At 61.2% G+C, this 21,573-nt stretch carries 19 protein-coding genes; all 19 read right to left on the bottom strand.

The features are described 5' to 3' along the window. Nucleotides 1-161 precede the first annotated feature (161 nt). Nucleotides 162-1,586: a bifunctional phosphopantothenoylcysteine decarboxylase/phosphopantothenate synthase gene (locus HMPREF2980_RS06120; RefSeq protein ID WP_070690804.1), complete on the bottom strand. Its 1,425-nt coding sequence runs from the start codon at nt 1,584-1,586 to the stop codon at nt 162-164. A 30-nt stretch (nt 1,587-1,616) separates the two neighbouring features. Further along, a complete protein-coding gene (rpoZ, locus tag HMPREF2980_RS06115) occupies nt 1,617-2,075 on the bottom strand; it encodes a DNA-directed RNA polymerase subunit omega (protein ID WP_005508713.1) in 459 nt (152 codons plus the stop codon). Between the two features lie 286 nt (nt 2,076-2,361). Continuing rightward, entirely contained in the window at nt 2,362-2,919 is a 558-nt protein-coding gene (gene gmk, locus HMPREF2980_RS06110; protein WP_005505951.1) for a guanylate kinase, read from the bottom strand. Nucleotides 2,920-2,960: 41 nt separating this feature from the next. Beyond that, complete coding sequence (gene mihF / locus HMPREF2980_RS06105) at nt 2,961-3,341, bottom strand: integration host factor, actinobacterial type (protein WP_005505949.1); 381 nt, start codon at nt 3,339-3,341, stop codon at nt 2,961-2,963. Nucleotides 3,342-3,750: 409 nt separating this feature from the next. Further along, entirely contained in the window at nt 3,751-4,626 is an 876-nt protein-coding gene (pyrF, locus tag HMPREF2980_RS06100; protein ID WP_049350069.1) for an orotidine-5'-phosphate decarboxylase, read from the bottom strand. Continuing rightward, nucleotides 4,626-7,946 carry a carbamoyl-phosphate synthase large subunit gene (carB, locus tag HMPREF2980_RS06095; RefSeq protein ID WP_005508717.1) on the bottom strand — a complete coding sequence of 1,107 codons (3,321 nt, stop codon included), beginning with the start codon at nt 7,944-7,946 and terminating at the stop codon, nt 4,626-4,628. The genes pyrF and carB overlap by 1 nt, the downstream gene beginning before the upstream one ends. Further along, nucleotides 7,947-9,134 (bottom strand): glutamine-hydrolyzing carbamoyl-phosphate synthase small subunit, encoded by a 1,188-nt coding sequence (gene carA / locus HMPREF2980_RS06090; protein ID WP_049327218.1) that lies wholly within the window; start codon nt 9,132-9,134, stop codon nt 7,947-7,949. It abuts the gene before it with no gap. A 177-nt stretch (nt 9,135-9,311) separates the two neighbouring features. Further along, a complete protein-coding gene (locus HMPREF2980_RS06085; RefSeq protein ID WP_005508722.1) occupies nt 9,312-9,851 on the bottom strand; it encodes a PH-like domain-containing protein in 540 nt (179 codons plus the stop codon). Nucleotides 9,852-9,995: 144 nt separating this feature from the next. Next, nucleotides 9,996-11,297 (bottom strand): dihydroorotase, encoded by a 1,302-nt coding sequence (locus HMPREF2980_RS06080; protein ID WP_070690801.1) that lies wholly within the window; start codon nt 11,295-11,297, stop codon nt 9,996-9,998. A 30-nt stretch (nt 11,298-11,327) separates the two neighbouring features. After that, nucleotides 11,328-12,329 (bottom strand): aspartate carbamoyltransferase catalytic subunit, encoded by a 1,002-nt coding sequence (locus HMPREF2980_RS06075; protein ID WP_070690798.1) that lies wholly within the window; start codon nt 12,327-12,329, stop codon nt 11,328-11,330. After that, nucleotides 12,326-12,994, bottom strand: a complete 669-nt coding sequence (pyrR, locus tag HMPREF2980_RS06070) for a bifunctional pyr operon transcriptional regulator/uracil phosphoribosyltransferase PyrR (protein ID WP_049345471.1) — start codon at nt 12,992-12,994, stop codon at nt 12,326-12,328. Before pyrR ends, HMPREF2980_RS06075 begins: the two co-directional genes overlap by 4 nt. 239 nt (nt 12,995-13,233) lie before the next feature. Next, entirely contained in the window at nt 13,234-13,929 is a 696-nt protein-coding gene (locus HMPREF2980_RS06065; protein ID WP_239664819.1) for a methyl coenzyme M reductase subunit gamma, read from the bottom strand. A gap of 142 nt (nt 13,930-14,071) precedes the next feature. Further along, on the bottom strand, nt 14,072-14,773 hold the full coding sequence (locus tag HMPREF2980_RS06060; RefSeq protein ID WP_070738471.1) for a hypothetical protein: 702 nt from the start codon (nt 14,771-14,773) through the stop codon (nt 14,072-14,074). A 574-nt stretch (nt 14,774-15,347) separates the two neighbouring features. Then, nucleotides 15,348-15,758, bottom strand: a complete 411-nt coding sequence (nusB, locus tag HMPREF2980_RS06055; protein ID WP_005505934.1) for a transcription antitermination factor NusB — start codon at nt 15,756-15,758, stop codon at nt 15,348-15,350. Then, nucleotides 15,758-16,321: an elongation factor P gene (gene efp / locus HMPREF2980_RS06050; RefSeq protein WP_005505932.1), complete on the bottom strand. Its 564-nt coding sequence runs from the start codon at nt 16,319-16,321 to the stop codon at nt 15,758-15,760. The genes nusB and efp overlap by 1 nt, the downstream gene beginning before the upstream one ends. Nucleotides 16,322-16,536: 215 nt before the next feature. Beyond that, complete coding sequence (gene aroB, locus HMPREF2980_RS06045) at nt 16,537-17,664, bottom strand: 3-dehydroquinate synthase (protein WP_049341917.1); 1,128 nt, start codon at nt 17,662-17,664, stop codon at nt 16,537-16,539. A gap of 25 nt (nt 17,665-17,689) precedes the next feature. Continuing rightward, nucleotides 17,690-19,150 carry a shikimate kinase gene (locus tag HMPREF2980_RS09330; protein ID WP_083313510.1) on the bottom strand — a complete coding sequence of 487 codons (1,461 nt, stop codon included), beginning with the start codon at nt 19,148-19,150 and terminating at the stop codon, nt 17,690-17,692. Then, on the bottom strand, nt 19,150-20,367 hold the full coding sequence (gene aroC, locus HMPREF2980_RS06035; protein ID WP_005508730.1) for a chorismate synthase: 1,218 nt from the start codon (nt 20,365-20,367) through the stop codon (nt 19,150-19,152). Before aroC ends, HMPREF2980_RS09330 begins: the two co-directional genes overlap by 1 nt. 119 nt (nt 20,368-20,486) lie before the next feature. Then, nucleotides 20,487-21,422 (bottom strand): shikimate dehydrogenase, encoded by a 936-nt coding sequence (locus tag HMPREF2980_RS06030; protein ID WP_070690796.1) that lies wholly within the window; start codon nt 21,420-21,422, stop codon nt 20,487-20,489. Nucleotides 21,423-21,573 lie beyond the last annotated feature (151 nt).

Genomic DNA, 21,573 nt, shown 5'->3' with positions numbered 1-21,573 from the left:
AATGCTCCCCGAGGGGTCTACAGAAAGAGGCAGGCGGCAGAGCTACGGAGGGTACAGCAAAGCCCGCACGATACCTCCCACAGGAAGTACCGCACGGGCTCCACACTATAAACGCTCCGAATACTTTACGCGGATACGCCAGGTTGCCTTATGTAGAAAACTCAGGCAGAAAGCTCAGGCAGGAAAGCCGCCACATGCTCCAGCAGGCGCACCGACAGTTCCTTCTTCGAACCGGAGAACACCGGCGCCTCATCATTCAGGGTCGACAGCAACGTAATCGTGTTATCGTCCGTGCCGAAACCACGATTCACGCCCACCGTATTGACCGCCAAGAAGTCCGTGCCCTTACGCTGCAGCTTCTCACGACCCAGCTCCAACGGAGTCTTCTCCGCCGAACCGGTCTCCGCCGCAAAACCAACAATGAGCTTCGGACCGAGGGTACTCTCCCCCGCCTCACGAGCCTGCTGGCGGCGCACCACGACCTCACGCAGAATATCCGGGTTGCGCACCAGATGAATCACCGGCGCATCCTCAGAATCGGCGCTCTTCTTAATCTTGAACTCGGCAAACTCGGCGGGCCTAAAATCAGCCACCGCCGCAGACATGATCAGCACATCCGCCGCCGTGCTCGCCTCCAGGGTTGCCTCACGCAGCTCCAGGGCGCTCACCACGCGGGTCACCTGCACACCCTCCGGCGCGGGAACCTCAAGGTTCGCACCGATCAGGTGCACGGTCGCACCCAGGTCGCGTGCCGCCTCCGCGAGCGCCACACCCTGCTTGCCGGTCGAACGGTTGCCGAGGAAGCGTACCGGGTCCAGCGCCTCGCGGGTGCCGCCAGCGGTAATGACCACGAGGCGGCCGGCCAGAGGACCACGCAGCGATTCGGATGCGCCAGTTGCCTGGCTGGGTTCACCCTGGCCTGAATCACCCTGACCCAGCAGTGCCGAAGTCAGCGTCGCCGCACGTGCCGCCGCCATACGCTCCTGCTCCGTACCCGTGTACAGGGGCTCAGTCGGCGCGTAACCGGGCGTGTACACCGGGTGCACCTGACCCTTCGGGAAGCGCGCAATCACATCCTGAGCCACCGCGAAAATATCCTCCGGCTCAGGCATGCGGCCCGGACCAGAATCCGGGCCCGTCAAACGCCCAATCGCAGGCTCAATCACGTGATAACCCCACGAACGCAGAGTCTGCACATTCGCCTGAGTCGCCGGATGCTCCCACATCTGGGTGTGCATCGCCGGCGCCAAAATCACCGGGGCGTGCGTCGTCAACACCGTAGAGGACAACAGATCATCCGTACGACCAGCCGCCAAACGAGCCAGCAAATCAGCAGTCGCCGGGGCAATCACCACGGCGTCAGCCTGTTCAGCCTGACGCACGTGGTTCACCTCCGGCACACGGTCAAACACGTCCGTTGAGACGGGGTTGCCGCTCAGCGCCTCCAGAGTGGGAACACCCACGAACTTCGTCGCGTTCGGGGTGGGCATGGCGATTACCTCGTCGCCATTCTTCGCAAAAAGACGAAGGAGCATCGCCGCCTTGTACGCAGCAATGCCCCCTCCAATACCAACGATAATGCGCATGGTACGTCAAAGAATCCTTGTAGAAGCAGATTACTCAGCGGACTCGTCGAGGATAACCTCTTCGATAGCAATAACCTCTTCGCTACCTGCGGGGATGTACTCCTCCTCGATAGCGCCAGAGAACTCAGCCGCGCTGAAATCAATCACAGCGGACAGATCCTCGGGAACCGGGTAGCCGTCCTCGTCGAACTTAGCGTCCGGGCGGTGCTCCGCCACAACACGGTCAGCAATGATTTCACGCATTGCCACCGACAGGGACTTCTCATTCGACTCAGCGTCAACCAGCGGGCCAACGTGCGCAGCAGTATTGTCCTGCAGGTTAGCGTAGTACGCGTTAATCTGGCGTGCACGGCGGGCACCGAAAATCACCAGGCCGTACTTGGACTCCGCCTTCTCAATCAGCGCGTCAGCGCTGGGGCTCACGATGCCCTCGGGAGCGACACCGTCAACGAAGTTGTAGTCCTCGTGTTCCTTGATTTCGTTTGCCACTAAAAACTCCAAATAGCTTGATGGAATGTACGTACCGAACGCGCCCGTGCACCGTTCGCGCTATGGCGCAAACCGGGCGCACTGAGGGCACGGTCAAAACTAAAGAACTATTCTACCCTCTCAACGGCTAAAACGCACGTACCAGCCCGGACAAAAAATGTCAGCCCATACAAAAAGGTGGGGGCCCGAAGAAAACTCTTCGAAACCCCCACCTTTCACAACGCCTCACGGCAGAACTACAGGTCGGAAGAAACTCTAGCCCCACCGCAAACGCAAAGCATGCAGATTAGGCGGCGCCAATCAGCTCAGCAATCTCCTTCGCTGCACGCTCAACAGAGTCGTTGACGACCGTGACGTCAAATTCCTTCTCAGCAGCCAGCTCAACCTTCGCGGTTTCAAGGCGACGAGCTTGCTCCTGCTCACTCTCGGTACCTCGACCCACCAGACGCGACACCAGCTCATCCCAGCTCGGAGGAGCCAAGAAAATCAGGCGAGCATCAGGCATGGTCTCGCGAATCTGGCGAGCACCCTGCAGGTCAATCTCAAGGATCACCGGGCGGCCAGCATCCAGGGCCTCCTGGACCTTAGCGCGCGGAGTACCGTACTTGTTCTTACCGTGCACCACAGCGTACTCAAGCATCTGACCGTCAGCAATCATCTGGTCAAACTCTTCCATCGAAACGAAATAGTAGTGAGTACCGTCAACCTCACCGGGGCGAGGATCACGAGTGGTAGCGGAAACAGAGAACCACACGTTCGGGTAGTTCTCACGAATGTACTGGCACACCGTACCCTTGCCAACAGCAGTGGGGCCAGCCAGTACGGTGAGAGTCGGCTGAGACATAGCTTCCTTACTGCGCCTTCATCGGCTGAAGGCACGAGGTATTAGGACTGAGAAGATTCAGGAGGCAGAGTATTAGTCCTGCGACGTGCACGGTTCAAATACCGCGAATTACGGTTGAAGTACTCCACCATCTTGCGACGCTGGTGTACACCCAGGCCGCCAAGGCGGCGAGTCGGTGCAATATGAAGTTCTTCAATGATGCGTTCAGCTCGAACGGCACCAATGCCCGGAAGTGCGCGCAGCATCTGCCCCACCGGCATTTTAGCCAGTGCAGGGTCGGAATCGACCATATCGAGCACCTGACGCACGGAAAGTTCACGGTCACTCAGTGCACGCTTAATTTCCTGGCGGTGTGCTCGGGCAAGTACTGCCTTCTCGCGGGCGGAGGCGCGCGCATCCTCAGTTAGCGGAGTCAGCGGCATGGTTGGGTCCCCCATTTCTGCGAGTTATAGAATTTTACTTATCAACTAATGTAACACGGATAGCACGAGAACCCTCGTTCCACCCGTGGCACTCACCCTCGCACCAACAATGCGTCTACGCACGTCAGCACGTAAATATCAGGGAGTACCCCTATAGCATAGCGGAGTATTCGCCCTATCAAAAGTGGAACCACGCACGCACCTCAAAGAGCAGGCGCACTCCCCCACTACAGAGGTGAGCAAACTCGCATCGGCGCGAGCGGGCAGTGGCAAAATTATGCATGCGGATGTACCCAAAAATTGCGATAAAACAGGCGCACACAGGAGGTACGCAAAAGGGGCGCACACCCCGAGCAGATCCTCAACAGAATCCACCCGGAGCACACGCCCCTCTCACACAACACGCGAACTATGCGCCGCGAGCCGCCAACAGGTCATCACGAGCCGCCTGCGCAGCCTGAGCCAAACCCTCAACCGACGGGCCAGCAGCCAGTACGCCACGGCTGGAATTCACCAACACCTGCGACTCAACGCCCGCAAACACGCGGTACAGATCAGCCGCCGAAGCGCCCTGCGCACCATAACCCGGCGACAGAATCGGGCCGTTGAACACGCTCAGGTCAATACCCAAATCAACCAGCGCCTGACCAACAGTCGCGCCAACCACCAGACCGCACGGGCCCATCTGCTCCCACTGGCGGGAAGCATTCTCAGCGGTAGCCGCAGCGATAATACGCTTAGCCACAGCGCCCCCAGACTCGCCAGAATGACCAGACTCCGACGCGCCCACGTGCTGAACGCTCTTACCCTCAGGGTTCGAGGTCAACGCCAACACGAACGTGCCGCGGTCATTCTCATCAGCCAAATCCAGCGCCGGACGCAGCGACTCAAAGCCCAGATACGGGCTCAAAGTCACCGAATCGGTACCCAGCGGCGAAGACGAGCCGAGCCACGCATCCGCGTACGCCTTCATGGTCGAACCAATATCGCCGCGCTTAGCGTCAGCAACAATCAGCACACCATCAGCGGCAGCGCGGGCAAACAGCGCCTCCAGCACAGCAAGACCAGCCGAACCGTGACGCTCAAACAACGCCACCTGAGGCTTCAACGCCGCCGCAAACGGGGCGCAACCCTCATAGACCGCCTCAGTAAAAACAGCCAGACCGGCAGCAGAATCCTCAAGACCCCACTGCTCCAGCAGGTTCGGATGCGGGTCAATACCCACACACAGCGGGCCGCGCTCCGCCATCGCCTTCGCCAGACGATCACCAAAAGCAGCGGACATTACGCCTCGCCACCCTCGGAACGAGCATCCACAGCGGCAGCCAGCTGAACGCCGTGCTCCTGCAGGCTCATGATGTCCCAGCTGTGCTCACGCAGAGCATTAATCGCCTGAACAGCCGCAGCGAACTCAGAAATGGTAGTCATGACCGGGCAGCCCACCGAAACCGCAGCGGCACGAATCTCGTAACCATCGCTACGAGCAGCACCACCGGCAGGGGTGTTCAGAATCAGGTCAATGTCACCGTTGCGGACCATGTCCACAATCGAGTGGTCGCCATTCGCCTCAGCGAACTTCGAAGCCACAATCACCGAGTTCAGGCCGTTACGGCGCAGAATCTCAGCGGTACCACCGGTCGAAACGATCTCAAAGCCCAGCGACTCCAGCATCTTCGCGTAAATAATGACGTTACGCTTATCGTGGTTAGCCACCGAAATGAACACCTTACCGGAGGTCGGCAGCGGCGAACCAGCACCAGCCTGAGCCTTCGCGAACGCGGTGTCATAGTGCTTATCCAGACCCATGACCTCACCGGTCGAACGCATCTCCGGGCTCAGCAGCGAATCCACCACAACACCCTCCGGGGTACGGAAACGAGCGAACGGCAGAACCGCAGCCTTCACAGCAATCGCGGTCTCCTCAGGCAGGGACGCGCCATCCATGTTCGACGGCAGGTAGCCCTCAGCCTTCAGCTCCGCAATGCTCTTGCCCAGACCAATCAGCACAGCAGCCTTAGCCATCTGCACGCCGGTAGCCTTCGACACGAACGGAACAGTACGAGAGGCACGCGGGTTCGCCTCAATCACGTACAGGTTCTCAGACACGTACGCGAACTGAATGTTAATCAGACCGCGCACACCGGTGCCGCGAGCAATCTTCTCGGTAGCGTCCTTCACCTTCGCGATGATGTCCGGGCCGAGAGTAATCGGAGGCAGAGTACAAGAAGAGTCACCCGAGTGAATACCGGCTTCCTCAATGTGCTCCATGACGCCGCCCAAGTACAGCTCCTCGCCGTCGAACAGGGCGTCAACGTCAATCTCGATAGCGTCCTCAAGGAACTTATCAATCAGAGCAGGCTGCGAAGGCGAAACCTCGGTAGCGTTCTCCAGGTAGCGTGCCAGGTTCGCCTCATCGTAGACGATTTCCATGCCACGGCCGCCCAGCACGTACGAAGGACGAACCAGAACCGGGTAACCAATCTCGTCAGCGATGCGCTTAGCACCCTCGAAAGTGAACGCGGTACCGTTCTTGGGCGAAATCAGGCCGCCCTCCTCCAGCACGCGGGAGAACTCGCCGCGGTCCTCAGCCAGGTCAATAGCCTCGGGGGTGGTGCCCAGAATCGGTACGCCCGCATCCTTCAGGGCACGAGCCAGCTTCAGCGGAGTCTGACCGCCCAGCTGAACGAACACGCCCATCAGACCGCCGGTACGACGCTCCGACTCAACAATCTCAAGCACATCCTCAAGGGTGAGCGGCTCGAAGTACAGGCGAGTCGAAATATCGTAGTCAGTCGAAACCGTCTCAGGGTTGCAGTTGACCATGACAGTCTCGTAACCGAGCGAACGCAGCACCAGCGAAGCATGCACACAGGAGTAGTCGAACTCGATACCCTGACCGATACGGTTCGGACCCGAACCCAGAATCATGATCGAGGGCTTCTCGTGGTGCGCAACCTCATCCTCCAGGTCGTAGGAGGAGTAATGGTACGGAGTGAACGCCTCAAACTCGGCAGCACAGGTGTCAACAGTCTTGAAGACCGGGCGGATACCCAGAGCGTGGCGAACACCGCGCACAACATCCTCAGAAGAGCCGATAATCTCAGCAATCTGAGCGTCCGAGAAACCGTGACGCTTAGCCAGCTTCAGGGTCTCCGGGTCAAGGTTGTCACGCTTAGCGTGAACCACGCCAGCAACCTCATTCAGCAGCACCAGCTGATCCAGGAACCACGGGTCAATCTTGGTCGCCTCGTGCAGCTGCTCCACGGTAGCGCCAGCCAGCAGAGCCTGCTGAACCTGGTAAATACGCTGAGTGGTCGCAACCTTAGTCTTCTCAATCAGCTCAGCCAGCTCAGCCTCAGACAGGGACAGCGGCTTGAACGAGAAGGACGCACCCTTCTGCTCCAGCGAACGCATCGCCTTCTGCAGAGCCTCAGTGAAGTTACGGCCCAGAGCCATAGCCTCGCCAACACTCTTCATGGTGGTGGTCAGGGTCGGGTCAGCAGCCGGGAACTTCTCAAACGCGAAGCGCGGAACCTTCACAACCACGTAGTCGAGGGTCGGCTCGAAGGATGCCGGGGTCTTCTGGGTGATATCGTTCGGAATCTCATCCAGGGTGTAACCCAGGGACAGCTTGGTCGCAATCTTCGCAATCGGGAAGCCGGTAGCCTTCGACGCGAGCGCCGAGGAACGAGACACGCGCGGGTTCATCTCAATGACGATGATGCGGCCGGTCTTCGGGTCAATCGCGAACTGGATGTTACAACCACCGGTGTCCACGCCAACCTCACGAATCACGTTGATCGCGATGTCGCGCAGCTTCTGGAACTCACGGTCGGTCAGGGTCAACGCGGGTGCCACGGTGATGGAGTCACCGGTGTGCACGCCCACGGGGTCGAAGTTTTCGATGGAGCAGACGACCACGACGTTGTCGTTGGTGTCACGCATCATCTCCAGCTCGTATTCCTTCCAGCCGAGGATGGACTCCTCCAGCAGGACCTCGCTGGTCGGCGAGTACTGAATACCGGCACCGGCAATACGGTAGAGGTCTTCCTCGTTGTACGCCATACCCGAGCCGAGACCACCCATGGTGAAGGAGGGGCGGACCACCATCGGGTAGCCCAGCTCCTTAGCGGCTTCCAGCGCCTCCGGCATGGAGTGAACAATCACCGAGCGTGCAGACTCGCCGCCGGCGCGCTCCACCACGCCCTTGAATGCTTCACGGTCCTCACCGAGGTTAATCGCCTCAATGTTCGCGCCGATCAGCTCAACATTGTACTTGGAGAGCACGCCGCGCTCATCCAGGGAGATTGCCGCGTTCAGTGCGGTCTGACCACCCAGGGTCGGCAGGATTGCGTCCGGCTTTTCCTTCTCGATGATCTTCTCAATCACCTCGGGGGTGATGGGTTCAATGTAGGTGGCGTCCGCGAACTCGGGGTCGGTCATGATGGTTGCCGGGTTCGAGTTCACGAGGATGACGCGCACGCCCTCCTCCTTCAGCACGCGCAGCGCCTGAGTGCCGGAGTAGTCAAATTCCGCTGCCTGACCGATGACGATGGGGCCGGAACCGATGACGAGGACGCTATTAAGGTCAGTACGACGAGGCATTTATGCTTCCTTTGCAGTCTTGGTTGCGACCATCAGGTCGATGAAACGGTCAAAGAGGTAGGCGGAATCGTGCGGGCCCGCGGCAGCCTCGGGGTGGTACTGCACGGAGAACGCGGGGATATCCTTACAGGTCAGGCCCTCAACCACGTTGTCGTTCAGACCCACGTGGGAGACCATGACCTGACCGAACTCGGCGTTCGGTGCGGTCACGTAGTCGCCAATCGGCGCGTCCACAGCGAAGCCGTGGTTCTGCGCGGTGATTTCGACCTTGCCGGTGGTCTTGTCCATGACCGGCTGGTTGATGCCGCGGTGGCCGAAGGGCAGCTTGTAGGTGCCGAAGCCCAGGGCGCGACCGAGCAGCTGGTTACCGAAGCAGATGCCGAAGAACGGGGTGCCCTTACGCAGCACGCCCTGCAGCAGCTCAACCTGCTCGTCAGCGGTTGCCGGGTCACCGGGGCCGTTGGAGAAGAACACGCCGTCGGGGTTGTGGGAGTAGATGTCCTCGAGGGTTGCGCTTGCGGGCAGCACGTGCACGCGCACGCCACGCTCAGCGAAACGCTGCGGGGTCATCGACTTAATGCCCAGGTCCAGGGCGACAATGGTTGCGACCGGGGGTGCGAACCAGTTGAACTGGTGCGGCTCAACGGTGTAGGCGGTGTCAACCGAAACGGAGTCGGCGAGCTTACGGCCAGCCATCGGCTCGGAGGCGCGCACCTCCTCCAGCAGTTCAGCTTCGGGGCGTTCTGCGTGCTCACCGGAGAACACGCCCGCACGCATCGAACCGCTCGAACGCAGGCGGCGGGTCAGGGCGCGAGTGTCAATGCCCTGAATACCGACGATGCCCTGTTCGATGAGCTCTTCGTCGAGGGTGCGCTCAGAACGCCAGTTGGATGCCACGCGTGCTGCGTCGCGAACCACGTAGCCGGCAACCCAAATCTTGCGGGACTCAGCGTCGGTGGTGTTCACGCCGGTATTGCCGATATGGGGAGCGGTCTGAACCACAATCTGACCCGCGTAGGAGGGGTCGGTCAGGGTTTCCTGGTAGCCGGTCATACCGGTCGAGAAAACCGCCTCGCCCAGGGACGCGCCGGTTGCGCCGTAGCCATAGCCGCGGTAGACGGTGCCGTCCTCCAGGACGAGCAGCGCGCGGTCCGTACGCAGGGCGCCGGATCGTGTCATGTCAGTCATGCTCTTCTTCCTTTTCTCTGGTGTTCTCCCCCGCTTCCTGTACGGCCTCTACCGTGCAGGTTCCGGGGTAGTCTATGGTGCCTTCGGCGGGTGTTCGCCTGCCGTGGGGCAAAATCTTGGGGGTGGGTGCGCAGGGATATTACACCGCGATATTGCGCCGGGATATTACACCGGGATTTAGGCTTCCGGTTCTGCCGCCCACTTCTCGGGCGCATCCACCGCGTTCGGAGCGATGCGGCGCAGCTCTCGCAGTACCGCCTGCTTATCCTCGGCGTAGCGGGTGCGGAAGCCGGTCTGCACGCGGTGACCGTCCAGGGTCCAACCAATCACGACCAGGCCGTTCTTCTCCACAACCTTGCCGGCCATGCCTCGGTCGGTGGTGATGACTGCGAGCTTCTTCGCCGGAATCCACAGGTCCTTCGCGCCGTTACGGGTGAAGATGATGCTGTCCGGGTAAATCAGCAGGGTGGACTTGCTCTTGAAGCCGAGCGAATCGAAACCCACGCGGTCCAGCCAGTTACCGAAAATCGTGGTGCTGACGTACTCGCCCTCGAAAGCGGCGTCAGCGGTCATACCCTCGTAGCGTTCGGGAACTTCCTTGAGGGAGCCGAACATGTTCGCCTGGCGTGCCAGGCGCGAGCGCCATCCGTGCCACATGCCATAGATGCACAGGGCGACCAGGGCGATGCAGATGACGGCGGTCAGGAACTTTCCCACGAAGGTTCTCTCTTTCGGTTGGGGTCTCGGTCGATGATCTCGGCCTGGGTTGGTGAGGTTGGGGGCGGTGCTCCCGGCGAGGCGGTGGCAGGCGCGAAACCTACCACCGCCAGGCACGGTCACCACGTACGTTCGCCTCGCGGGTTAGCGGCGCGGGGTTGCCAGCTCGCCGTTCAGCACGGTCGGGTGGCCAGCGTAGAAGGTTGCACGAATCGAGCCGGGCACCTCCATGTCGCGGTAGGGGTTGTTCTTACCCTTGGTTGCCTGCTCCTCCGGCTTAATCACGCGGGTTGCCTTCGGGTCAACCAGCACAATGTTGGCCGGTTCGCCTTCGGCAAGCGGGCGGCCCTGCTCGTGGTCCAGGCGACCAATCTTCGCGGGCTGCTCGGAGAGGATACGTGCCACATCGCGCCAGGTAATCATACCGGTGTCAACCAGGGTCATCTGGATGATGGACAGCGCCTGCTCCAGGCCGGTCATGCCGTTCGCGGCGCACGCCCACTCACATTCCTTAGTCTCTGCCGGGTGCGGTGCGTGGTCGGTACCAATCACGTCGATGATGCCGTCAGCAACAGCCTGACGCAGCGCCAGAACGTCCTCTTCGGTGCGCAGCGGCGGGTTCACCTTGAACACCGGGTCGTAGGTGCGTGCGGTCTCGTCGGTGAGCAGCAGGTGGTGCGGGGTTGCCTCCGCGGTGACCTGCACGCCGCGGGACTTAGCCCAGCGCACAACCTCAATGGAGCCCTTGGTGGACAGGTGGCAGATGTGCAGCTTGGAGTCCAGGTGCTCAGCCAGCAGCACGTCGCGGGCAATGATTGCCTCTTCAGCGACGGCGGGCCAACCGGTCAGACCCAGATCAGCGGACACCTTACCTTCGTTCATCTGGGCGCCTTCGGTCAGGCGCGGCTCCTGCGCGTGCTGCGCAATAACGCCGTCGAAGGTCTTGACGTATTCGAGGGCGCGACGCATCACGGCGGGGTCGTACACGCACATGCCGTCGTCAGAGAACACGCGCACGTTCGCGGTGGAGTTCGCCATGCCGCCAATGTCGGAGAGGCGCTCACCCTTCAGACCCACGGTCACTGCGCCGATGGGCTGCACGCGGCACCATGCGGATTCCTTGCCGAGGCGGTCAACCTGCTCAACGACTGCGGCGGTGTCTGCCACGGGCATGGAGTTTGCCATGGCGAACACTGCGGTGTAGCCGCCCAGGGCTGCTGCGCGGGTGCCGGTCTCGACGGTTTCGGATGCCTCGTAGCCGGGCTGACGCAGGTGGGTGTGGATGTCGACCAGGCCGGGCAGCGCCACCTGGCCTGCCGCCTCGACGACCTGTGCGTCTGCGGCGTCAATGTTCTCTGCGATGCGGCTAATCACGCCGTCCTCGATGAGGATGTCGGTGACCTTTTCGCCGTAGAGGCTTGCGCCCTTGATCAGGTACTTGCTCATGGTTTTGGTTCCTCTCGTTAGGAAGGTCGTTTAGGATTCGTCGCCGGCGTAGAGCTTGGCGCTGGAGCCGTCGGTCAGAAGCAGGTAGAGCACCGCCATGCGCAGCGCCACGCCGTTGCTGACCTGGCGCAGGACCCAGGAGTTGGTGGCGTCGGCGGCTTCGGTGCAGATTTCCAGGCCGCGGTTCATGGGGCCCGGGTGCAGGATTGCGACCGGCTGCGGCTGCGCCTGCAGGGTTGCGAAGCGTTCGGCGGTCAGGCCCCACAGGTCGGTGTACTCCTCTGCGGAGGGGAAGTACGCGGCGTTCATGCGTTCCTTCTGGATGCGCAGCAGCATGACGGCGTCGGGGTTGGTGGCGATGGCTTCGTCGAAGTCGTGGAAGATTTCCAGGCCGGCTTCTTCAACCCAGGAGGCGGTGTTCAGCGGCAGCAGGGTCGGCGGTGCGACGAAGACGACCTGCGCGCCGAGGGTGTGCAGCAGCCAGAGGTTGGAGCGTGCCACGCGCGAGTGCAGGATGTCGCCGACAATGAGCACGCGCATGCCGGACAGGTCGGTGCCGCGGGGGCTGTCCAGGCCGTCGCGTTCCGCCTTGTACTGGCGCAGGGACACGGCGTCGAGCAGGGCCTGGGTGGGGTGCGCGTGGGTGCCGTCGCCCGCGTTGAGCACGGGAATGTCGGTCCAGCCGGCCTCCGCCAGGCGCTGCGGTGCGCCCGAGGCGGAGTGGCGAATCACGAAGGCGTCCGCGCCGATGGCCTTGAGGGTCTGCGCGGTGTCCTTGAGCGACTCGCCCTTAGACAGGGAGGAGCCAGATGCGGAGAAGTTGGTGACGGCGGCGCCCAGGCGCTTCTCTGCGGCTTCGAAGGAGAGGCGGGTTCGGGTGGAGTCCTCGAAGAAGAGGTTGACGACGGTCTTGCCGTTGAGCACGTTGAGGGTGCGGTTTTCGGCTTTGACCTGCGCCATGTAGTCGGCGACGTCGAGGATTTCGATGGCTTCTTCGCGGGTTAGTTCGCGGGTGTCGAGCAGATGCTTCATGAGAGCCCTCCCAGCTGGATAATGTCAACTCGGTCTGTTGCGTTGTCGGTTTCAGTCAGTACGACGCGCACGGTTTCGCTGGCGCTGGTGGGCAGGTTTTTGCCCACGTGGTCGGCGCGGATGGGTAGTTGCCGGTGTCCGCGGTCTACGAGGACTGCCAGGCGTACGAGGGCGGGTCGTCCGTGGGCGTTGAGTGCGTCGAGGGCGGCGCGTACGGTGCGGCCGGAGTAGAGGACGTCGTCAACGAGGACTACGGTTTTGCCTTCAATGCCGATGGTGGGCATGATGCTTTCCCCTGCGGTGTCTGGGGAGGTGGTGCCGCCGGTTCGCTGGTCGTCGCGGTAGGCGGTGATGTCCAGGGCGCCGATTCGTGTTTCTGCGTTGAAGTTCGGCTCGATGGCTTGGATGCGGGCTGCGAGTCGTACGGCAAGGGGCACGCCGCGGGAGCGGATGCCGATGAGTACGAGGTTTTCTACGCCTTTATTGGTTTCGATGATTTCGTAGGCGATGCGGGTGAGGGCGCGGCGGATTTCGTCCTCGCTGAGGATGGTGCGGCCGACGGTGGTCGCGTCCTCGGAGGTGCTTTGAGGGGTTGCCGAATGGGGGGCTGCGGTTAGATTTCGCCCCTGATTCGCGCCGGATGTGGGTACAGTTGACCCAGGCATAGCCGTCTCCTTCCCCGCCTCACGGGACGGATTTAAAGGTTTTGTGCTTCTAGTAGGGTACCACAGTTCACAGGCTACGTTCAGGTTCGGCGAGAGACCGCTCACGGTGAGGGGGCTGCGGGGATATCAGAAGCACCTATTGAAGAAGCACGTCTATAGCATGAGGCCAAAAATAGAAGTGGGAAGGTAGTTGAAGCACACTCAGATGTACTTCAAGTACCTTCCCATTTCTGAAAGCGTTAGTGCTGCGAGGGCTTGCAGTCACCCTGAACTTTGCGGCCACTCTGAATCACAAACACACCGTCAGGTCGACGAATCATAATGTTCTCGCGCATTTCCTCTGTTGCGAGAGAATCATCAAGAACAATAGGTTCGCCGGTTGGCCAGCGAAGGCTTCCCCAGTCTTCGCAATACTGCACACGAACAACGGCGTTAGGGGTGCTCTGCCCGTTTTGGTCCGTTGAGGCAGATACTTCGACTACTTCTACATCGCGGATTTCAATCTGCCCACTGAACGGCCCTTCCTGAAGTGTTTCACGTAAGTCCGCAAAACCATCCAGGGTGCTTTTAACGCCCTTCGGTTCCATATACTTAGCGAGATCCTTTTCACTGGTATGTTCCAGGTTCCCCTGCATCCAGGCATTCCGAAGGCGCACGTCCTGTTCCAGCACTTGCTTAGCAGCTTCTCCTGCAGCTTTTCGTGCTTCTTCTGAGTCAACGGTGGTGTCAACGGCGGCACGGATTTCGACAACCTCAGAACCGGTCGGGGTAGGCGAAGGAGTGGGAGTTGCGGAAGCTTCGGCGCTTGCCGATTCAGCGCTCGCGGAAGTGGATGCGCTCGATTCTGCGTTGACCTGCGAGCCGCCAGAACATGCGGACAGGGTGAGCATCATTGCCGCCGAGAGCGCGGCAATAGAACTACGGTTAAACATCATTGTTGGTTCTTTTCTGGTGTGTGGTTGTGCCGCCAAAAGACGGCTATGAAACGGTGACTGCTGGAGGCGCATATCGAGCAACACAGGCGGGGGTAGCCTCCCCGTGTGCCCGATATGCGTCCCATTAGATTAAGGGCGGAGGTTAGACAACCTCGTCTACCTCATAGTCACAACCTTCATGCTCAATATCGGTACTGCCGAGAACATATGCCCCGTCATCACGTCGAACGATAAAAATCCTCCGTGTTTGGCTGGCGTTCAGCCTACGCCCGTCAGACATACGAATATTGCTGGTATCTTCACAGTAGGTGATGGCTATACCAGCGTTAGGCTGCGACGGCTTAGAACCGTCAGAGTGCTCCAAACTGTAGATAGAGGGAAAGCGAACATCACGGAAAACAATATCGCCTTCCACAGGAGCGGATACAGCGAGCTTACGCATAGACTCTACCTGCTTTTTAACGCTTTCAAGAATGCGCTTATCTACATACTGCAATAGTTCCTCATCGCTGGTATGCTCCAGATCTCCATGCACCCATGCGTTCTTAACACGTAGATGCTGGTCCAATACGGCGTACGCTGCGACAAGCGCCGCGTTTTCAGCTTCCTTCGAATCATTATTGGTGTCCACGCTCGGGCGAACCAGTACAATCTCGGAGCCAGACGGGCCGGTCGGGGTAGGTGAAGGAGTGGGGGTTGCGGAAGCTTCGGCGCTTGCGGATTCAGTGCTCGCGGAAGTGGAAGCGCTCGATTCTGCGTTGACCTGCGCGCCGCCGGAACAAGCGGACAGGGTGAGCATCATCGCCGCAGAGAGCGCGGCAATAGAAGTACGGTTGAACATCATTGTTGGTTCTTTTCTGGTGTGTGGTTGTGTAAACCGCAGAATTATCCACGCAACAACGTGTGGAATTCAGCGGAATGTTATCGGTTGATGCCATTACCCTAACATATATCCACAGAGCACACACCCCGGCTCACTATTTGTCCACTTTGGCAATGTTCCGTTCATATCGGTGCAGACAAGGGCATATCTGAGGTATGCATAGAGGCGCATACCGGGCACGCGGGGCGACCGCATCCGCTCAAAGCGAGTAGTGATACTAAACGAGGCGCATACCGGACACGCAGGGCGGGGGCTCCGTCCTCAAGGCGCTCAGCGCCGCAGAGGGGGCACTCCCCCGCCTGCGTTGTCCGGTGAAGCCTCCATTGCTGCTACCACCAAACCCTGCGAGCGCATCCGGCTCAGCATCCCAAACCCGAGCACACGACAAGCGCAACCTAGACACAGAAAACCCCCGCCGTCCTGTAGCGAACTACAGCACGGCGGGGGTTTCACGTACGCTCCCCTGCGGGCGCATCCTCAACGGCAACAAACCAACCAGCCATAAAAGCTGGCGGGCAGGCCGCGGCGGGACGTCTTACGCGAGCAGGGTCGGCTTCACCTGACGGAGCTTATCCAGCAGACCGTTCACGAACTTCGGAGATTCATTCGTGGACAGCACACGCGCCAGACCGACAGCCTCAGAAATTGCGACAGCATCCGGAACTTCGTCATTGTACAGAAGCTCCCAAGTGCCAATACGCAGCACGGCACGGTCCACGGCGGGCATACGCTCGAAGGACCAGTCACGGGCGTAAGTCTCAACAAACTCGCGGATCTCTTCGTCGTGGTCGCGGACGCCACGAATGATTTCCTCAGAGTAAGCAGAGATCTGCGCTACCGTGTACAGTCGGCGGCGGCGGAGTACCTCAATATAATCTTCGTTGCGCTGATCCGCCTCGAAGAGCACTTCGAGGGCGCGCAATCGGGCTTTCGTACGCGAATTCATTAGTCGTTCACGCGACCGAGGTACTCACCGGTGCGGGTGTCAACCTTGACCTTGGTGCCGGTCTCCAGGAACAGGGGAACCTGGATCTCGTAGCCGGTCTCAACGGTTGCGGGCTTGGTGCCGCCGGTGGAGCGGTCACCCTGCAGGCCGGGCTCGGTGTAGGTGATTTCGAGGACCACGGATGCGGGCAGCTCGATGTACAGGGGGCTACCCTCGTGCATTGCGATGGTTGCGGTCTGGGATTCGAGCATGTAGTTTGCTGCGTCGCCGACAACGGTTGCGGGAACGTTGATCTGGTCGTAGGTCTTCATGTCCATGAAGACGTAGTCGTCGCCGTCCTGGTACAGGTACTGGTAGTCGGAGCGGTCAACGGTTGCGGTTTCGATCTTAGCGCCAGCGTTGAAGGTGCGGTCGACGACCTTGCCGGAGGTAACGTTGCGCAGCTTGGTGCGGACGAATGCGCCACCCTTGCCGGGCTTAACGTGCTGGAACTCTACGACGGACCAGAGGTTGCCGTCAATCTTCAGGACGGCGCCGTTCTTAATATCGGTAGTGGATGCCATGGGGCTCTCCTTCGTGTCATCGACGCTCACGCCGTAGTGGTACCCGGCGAGGCGCTAAGTTTTCAATGAGCAAAAATATGTCCCGTACATTCTACAGGATGCGCACGAATTTGCCTAGCAGGGGCGCCACAGTTTTTTCTGTGGCGCCCCGCCCGGCTGGCGCGTATTAGCAAACACGCGCTGAGTGCATCCGGTGATTGTACGGGACCCGTCACCTACTCGGTAATCTCCTGGTAGGTCATGTACAGGATTGAGTCGTCCGGCACCTCGTAGACGCGCGGGCGAGCTAGACCGTCAAGAATGATGAAGCGCAGCAGGTTGCCGCGTGCCTTCTTGTCGCGGCGCATTGCTTCAAGCAGCTGGGGCCATGCGTCTGCCTTGTAGGAGGTGGGCAGGCCCAGTGATTCGAGGATGCGGCGGGTACGCGCCACGAGCTCCTCGTCGGCGTGGCCGGTTGCCAGCGCCAGCTCCGCGGCGTAGACCATGCCCACCGCAACGGCCGCGCCGTGACGCCACTGGTAACGCTCGTTGCGCTCAATGGCGTGGGCGAGGGTGTGGCCGTAGTTCAGGATTTCGCGGCGGCCGGACTCGCGCAGGTCCTCAGAGACCACCTCCGCCTTCACGCGCACGCTGCGCTCAATGAGCTCGCGCATCACGGCGGACTGCGAGTCGCGTACGGCGTTCGGGTTCGCCTCGATCAGGTCGAGAATTTCGGGGTCTGCGATGAAGCCGCACTTGACGACCTCACCCATGCCGGTCAGCAGCTCGTGCTCGGGCAGCGTGCGCAGGGTGCCAATCTCGCAGAGCACCGCAGCGGGCGGCCAAAACGCGCCGACCAGGTTCTTACCCTCGGCGGTGTTGATGCCGGTCTTACCGCCCACAGCCGCGTCCACCATGCCGAGCAGGGTGGTCGGAATGTGAATGACGCGCACGCCGCGCAGCCAGGTTGCCGCGACGAAGCCGGCAACGTCGGTAATAGCGCCGCCACCCACGGAGATGATCGCGTCGGTGCGGGTGAAGTCGTTCTGACCGAGCACCTGCCAGCAGAACGCCGCCACCTGGTAGTGCTTTGCCTCTTCAGCGTCCGGGATTTCGGCGCTGAACGATTCGTAGCCCATGGCGCGCAGGTCTTCCATGACCAGCTCACCGGTGGAACGCAGGGCACGCGGGTGAATCACGAGCACCTTCTTGGTGCGGTTGCCCAGAATTTCGGGGATTTTACCGAGCAGGTTGTGGCCGATGAGAACCTCATAGTTCTCACGCGGGGAGCTGCCGGTCACCGGGATGCGGGTGATATCTTCCGCGCCGGAGGCACCGAAAGTGGGGGTGGGCTGAGTGCTCATCATGTGTCCTTTCACAGGTGAGGGGTTATGCTTGGGGGCGCTGCGCGCGGGAGGTGCGGGTTGCGGTCACGTACGCCTGGATTTCGGCGGTCATCTCGGTGATGGGGCGGCCGCCTCGTGCGTCCAGGGTGAAGTGCGCCAGCTCTTCGTATCGGCTGCGGCGGCGCTCAAAAATTTCGGTCCAGCGCTCGACCGGGTTCGGCTGCAGCAGCGGGCGGGTCTTGTTGCCGGTAATGCGCGGGGTGACGGTGTCAGCATCAACGAGGATGTACACCACGCATTCGTCCTTGAGCAGCTCCGCGACCGAGTCGGTCATGGGCGCGCCACCGCCCAGGGAGAACACCGTGTTGCGGTACACGGGCGAGGTGAGGACCTCTTCGATGGTTTTGCGTTCGAGCTCGCGGAAGTGCGCCTCACCAAAAATCTCGAAGATTTCGGAGACTTCGCCGTAGCGTTCAACGATGAGCTGGTCGGCGTCGAGGAACTCGTAGCCGTAGAAACGCGCCAGGTGCGTACCAATGTAGGTCTTACCTGCCGCCATGGGGCCGATGAGCACGATCGGGCGGGAGCGTTCCGCGAAGTTCTCGTGCATTTCACGCACCTGCTGCGGGTGGATGCGAGCGCCGCAGGCGGACTCGTCTTCTGCGAGCGCCTCTACAGGAACCTCTACAGGAACCTCTGCAGGAATGGCGAGCTCTGTAGGGACGGTGAGCTCTGGGGGTGCCACAGATTCAGCCGGGGTTGCGGGCAGTTCGGAAGCGTCGAAGGGCTTCTCCCCTGCCTGGTTCTCTTCTTCCGCGGGGGGCGCAGCGGGTACTGCGGGCGCGGCAACCTGAACCTTGCCGAACAGCGCCGGAGTCGGACGGACCGGCTTGGCGGGTTCAGCCGCGGGCACAACTACAGGATGTGCAGGTGCAAGCTTGGGTGCATCCGCCTGTGCGGGTTCCTTGCGGGATTCCTCTTCGGCGGTGCCCATACCCTGCAGGGCGCTGAGCAGCTTCAGGCGCAGGTCCTCATCCAGGCCGAGCGCCGGGTCGGCGTCCTCAGACACCGAGGAGGCGTACAGGCGCACACCCTGCGTGCTCGCCGTAGCGGCGGCGGGCAGGGGACGGGCGCCAGAACGCATCAGGTCAGCGGGGGTGGGCACGCGAGAAGCCGGGCGCGCAGAAGAAACTGACGCGGAAGAAACCGAGGCGGCAGCCTCACGCGCAATAGTCTCACGAACCCCGGCGTCCGCAGCCTCAACAGCCCCAGCACCCGCAGCCTCAACACTCTGCTCAGCCGCAGCAGATACACCGGGTTCAGATACACCGGATTCTGCGCCGGTTTCCGGGCGCGGCGAAGCGCCCCCTCGCGCACGCTGCGTTGCCGCAGCAATACGCGCAAGGGGGCTCGAAGCGACCGGGCGAACACCCTGCTCCACAGAAACCTCCCCGGAACCGCGACCCTTCGCGCCGCGGTCCTCAGACTCCGCCGGAAGGGGCACTACGCGTCCCAACCAGCCACGTTAGACTCCCACGCCAGAGACGCCGGAATAGCGTCCAGGTAGGAATCCATGTTGCGGCGAGTCTCACCAATCGAGTCGCCGCCAAACTTCTCCAGTGCAGCCTCAGCGAGCACCAGGGCGACCATAGCCTCCGCCACCACGCCGGCGGCGGGAACAGCACACACGTCCGAACGCTGGTGGTGGGCGCGAGCCTCTTCACCGGTGGAAGTGTCAATGGTCTTCAGGGCCTTCGGCACGGTCGCAATGGGCTTCATTGCAGCGCGCACACGCAGCAGGTCACCAATGCTCATGCCGCCCTCAATACCACCGGCACGGTTGGTATCGCGGGTAACGCCGTGCTCACCGATAGAAATCTCGTCGTGAGCGGCAGTGCCCGGGCGGTCAGCGGTCGCGAAACCGTCGCCAACCTCAACGCCCTTAATGGCCTGAATACCCATCAGCGCTGCGGCAAGGCGCGCGTCCAGGCGGCGGTCCCAGTGCACGTACGAACCCAGTCCGGGAGGCATACCGTACGCGAGCACCTCAACCACGCCGCCGAGAGTCTCGCCGTCCTTGTGCGCCTCGTCCACGCGCTGAACCATCGCGTCGGAGGTTGCCTTGTCGAAGCAGCGCAGCGGATCAGCGTCCAGCTGGTCAACGTTGCGGGGCGAAGGCACCGGGGCGCCCTCGGGAGCGTGCACGCCACCCACAGCCACGGTGTGAGAAACCAGCTCAACACCCAGAGCCTTCAAAATCTGGGCGGCAACCACGCCAAGAGCCACGCGAGTCGCAGTCTCACGCGCGGAGGCGCGCTCCAGCACCGGGCGAGCCTCAGAGAAGTTGTACTTCTGCATACCCGCAAAATCGGCGTGACCGGGGCGCGGACGGGTCAGCGCAGCATTACGCGCACGACCCTCAATCAGCTTCGGATCCACAGGGTCGGAGCTCATCACGTCAGTCCACTTGGGCCACTCGGTGTTCGCAATCTCAATCGCGACCGGGCCGCCCTGAGTCAGGCCGTGACGCACACCGCCCAGGATGCGCACGCGGTCCTCCTCAAACTTCATGCGGGCACCGCGGCCGTAGCCGAGGCGGCGACGAGCCAGGGCGTCACGCACCATGTCGCTGGTGAGTTCCACACCGGCGGGTACGCCCTCAATAATGCCGACGAGCGCCTCGCCGTGGGATTCTCCGGCAGTGAGCCAACGCAGGGCCATAGGTTAACCTCTTTTCATCGCACCCGCACCGCAGCGCAGGAGGAAGGAATAATAATTCTTCACGTGTATAAATAGTGTATAAAATGCCCGTTTACTGAGCGAGTGAAAGCACGCTTTTTTCACGAAACGGAAGCACGAGGCGCAAGATCAACCGCCGCGCACATCGCATTGATTAGACCCAGCAGTTCGGCGGGCTGCAGTTCACGGCCGGTAAACAGCAGAACCTGCTCCACCGCCTGATACAGCAGCATCTCCAGGCCAGAAACCACCGTGCCGCCGTTCGCCTCCCAGGCGCTCGCCAGCACCGAAGGCCACGGGTTATACGCAACATCGAGCAGTACCGGCCGGTGCGTTGCGGAGGCGCCCTTCAGCCCGCTCAGCTGGCTCGCCCACTCGTCCGCCGCATGGGCAGGAAGAGTAGACACCACCGGGTGATGACCGCGCTCCGCAAGATTCTGCGGCAGCTCAGCCAGGGAAACCTGCTCCAGCTGAACGCCCAGGCGGTCCGCCGCCTCCTGCACGCTACCGAGCTTATGCAGCGAACGGGCGTACACGCTCACACGGGAATACCCCAGCTGATGCAGAGCGGTCAGGGCGGAAATAGCGGTCGCTCCCCCACCCACAATCGCGGCAGAATCCTTGAGCGGCTCCGGCTCCAAACCGGTGTGGCGCAGCGCGTTCACAATGCCGATCACATCCGTGTTATCGCCCAGCACCTTCTCACCTCGCGGATACACCGTATTCACCGCACCGGTCACGCGGGCAGTCTCACTCAGCTCATCGCAATACTTAATGACGGCGGTCTTCAACGGCATCGTCACCGACAGACCCGCAATATACGGGGCGTCCTCCGTACCCTTCGGGTGGCGTACACCGTGCATAATCGCGGGCAAATCATCGGGCAGAGTATCGCGGCGATCATAACTCAAATTCTGCTCACCCAAAAAGTCATACGCGGCACGATGCAGCGCAGGCGACAAGGAATGCGCAATAGGGTGCCCCAGCACGTAGGCGCGGCGAAGATACGGGGCCTCACGGTACGGTTCAGTCTTCATCGATACTCTCTCGCTCTCAACGCTGGGGAACGCTCTCAACACTCAACGCTCGGGGCTTGCGGGCTTGCGGACACGCACGCCACGAACCCGCGTTCATGGGCGCACTCTAACCCATTTTAAGGGACAAACCAATATTCGGGTATAGCAAAGG

Source organism: Rothia sp. HMSC076D04, assembly GCF_001814645.1.
Taxonomy (GTDB): Bacteria; Actinomycetota; Actinomycetes; order Actinomycetales; family Micrococcaceae; genus Rothia; species Rothia mucilaginosa.
Note: the sequence above shows the minus strand (reverse complement) of the source record. Positions and strands in the feature narration are given on the sequence as shown.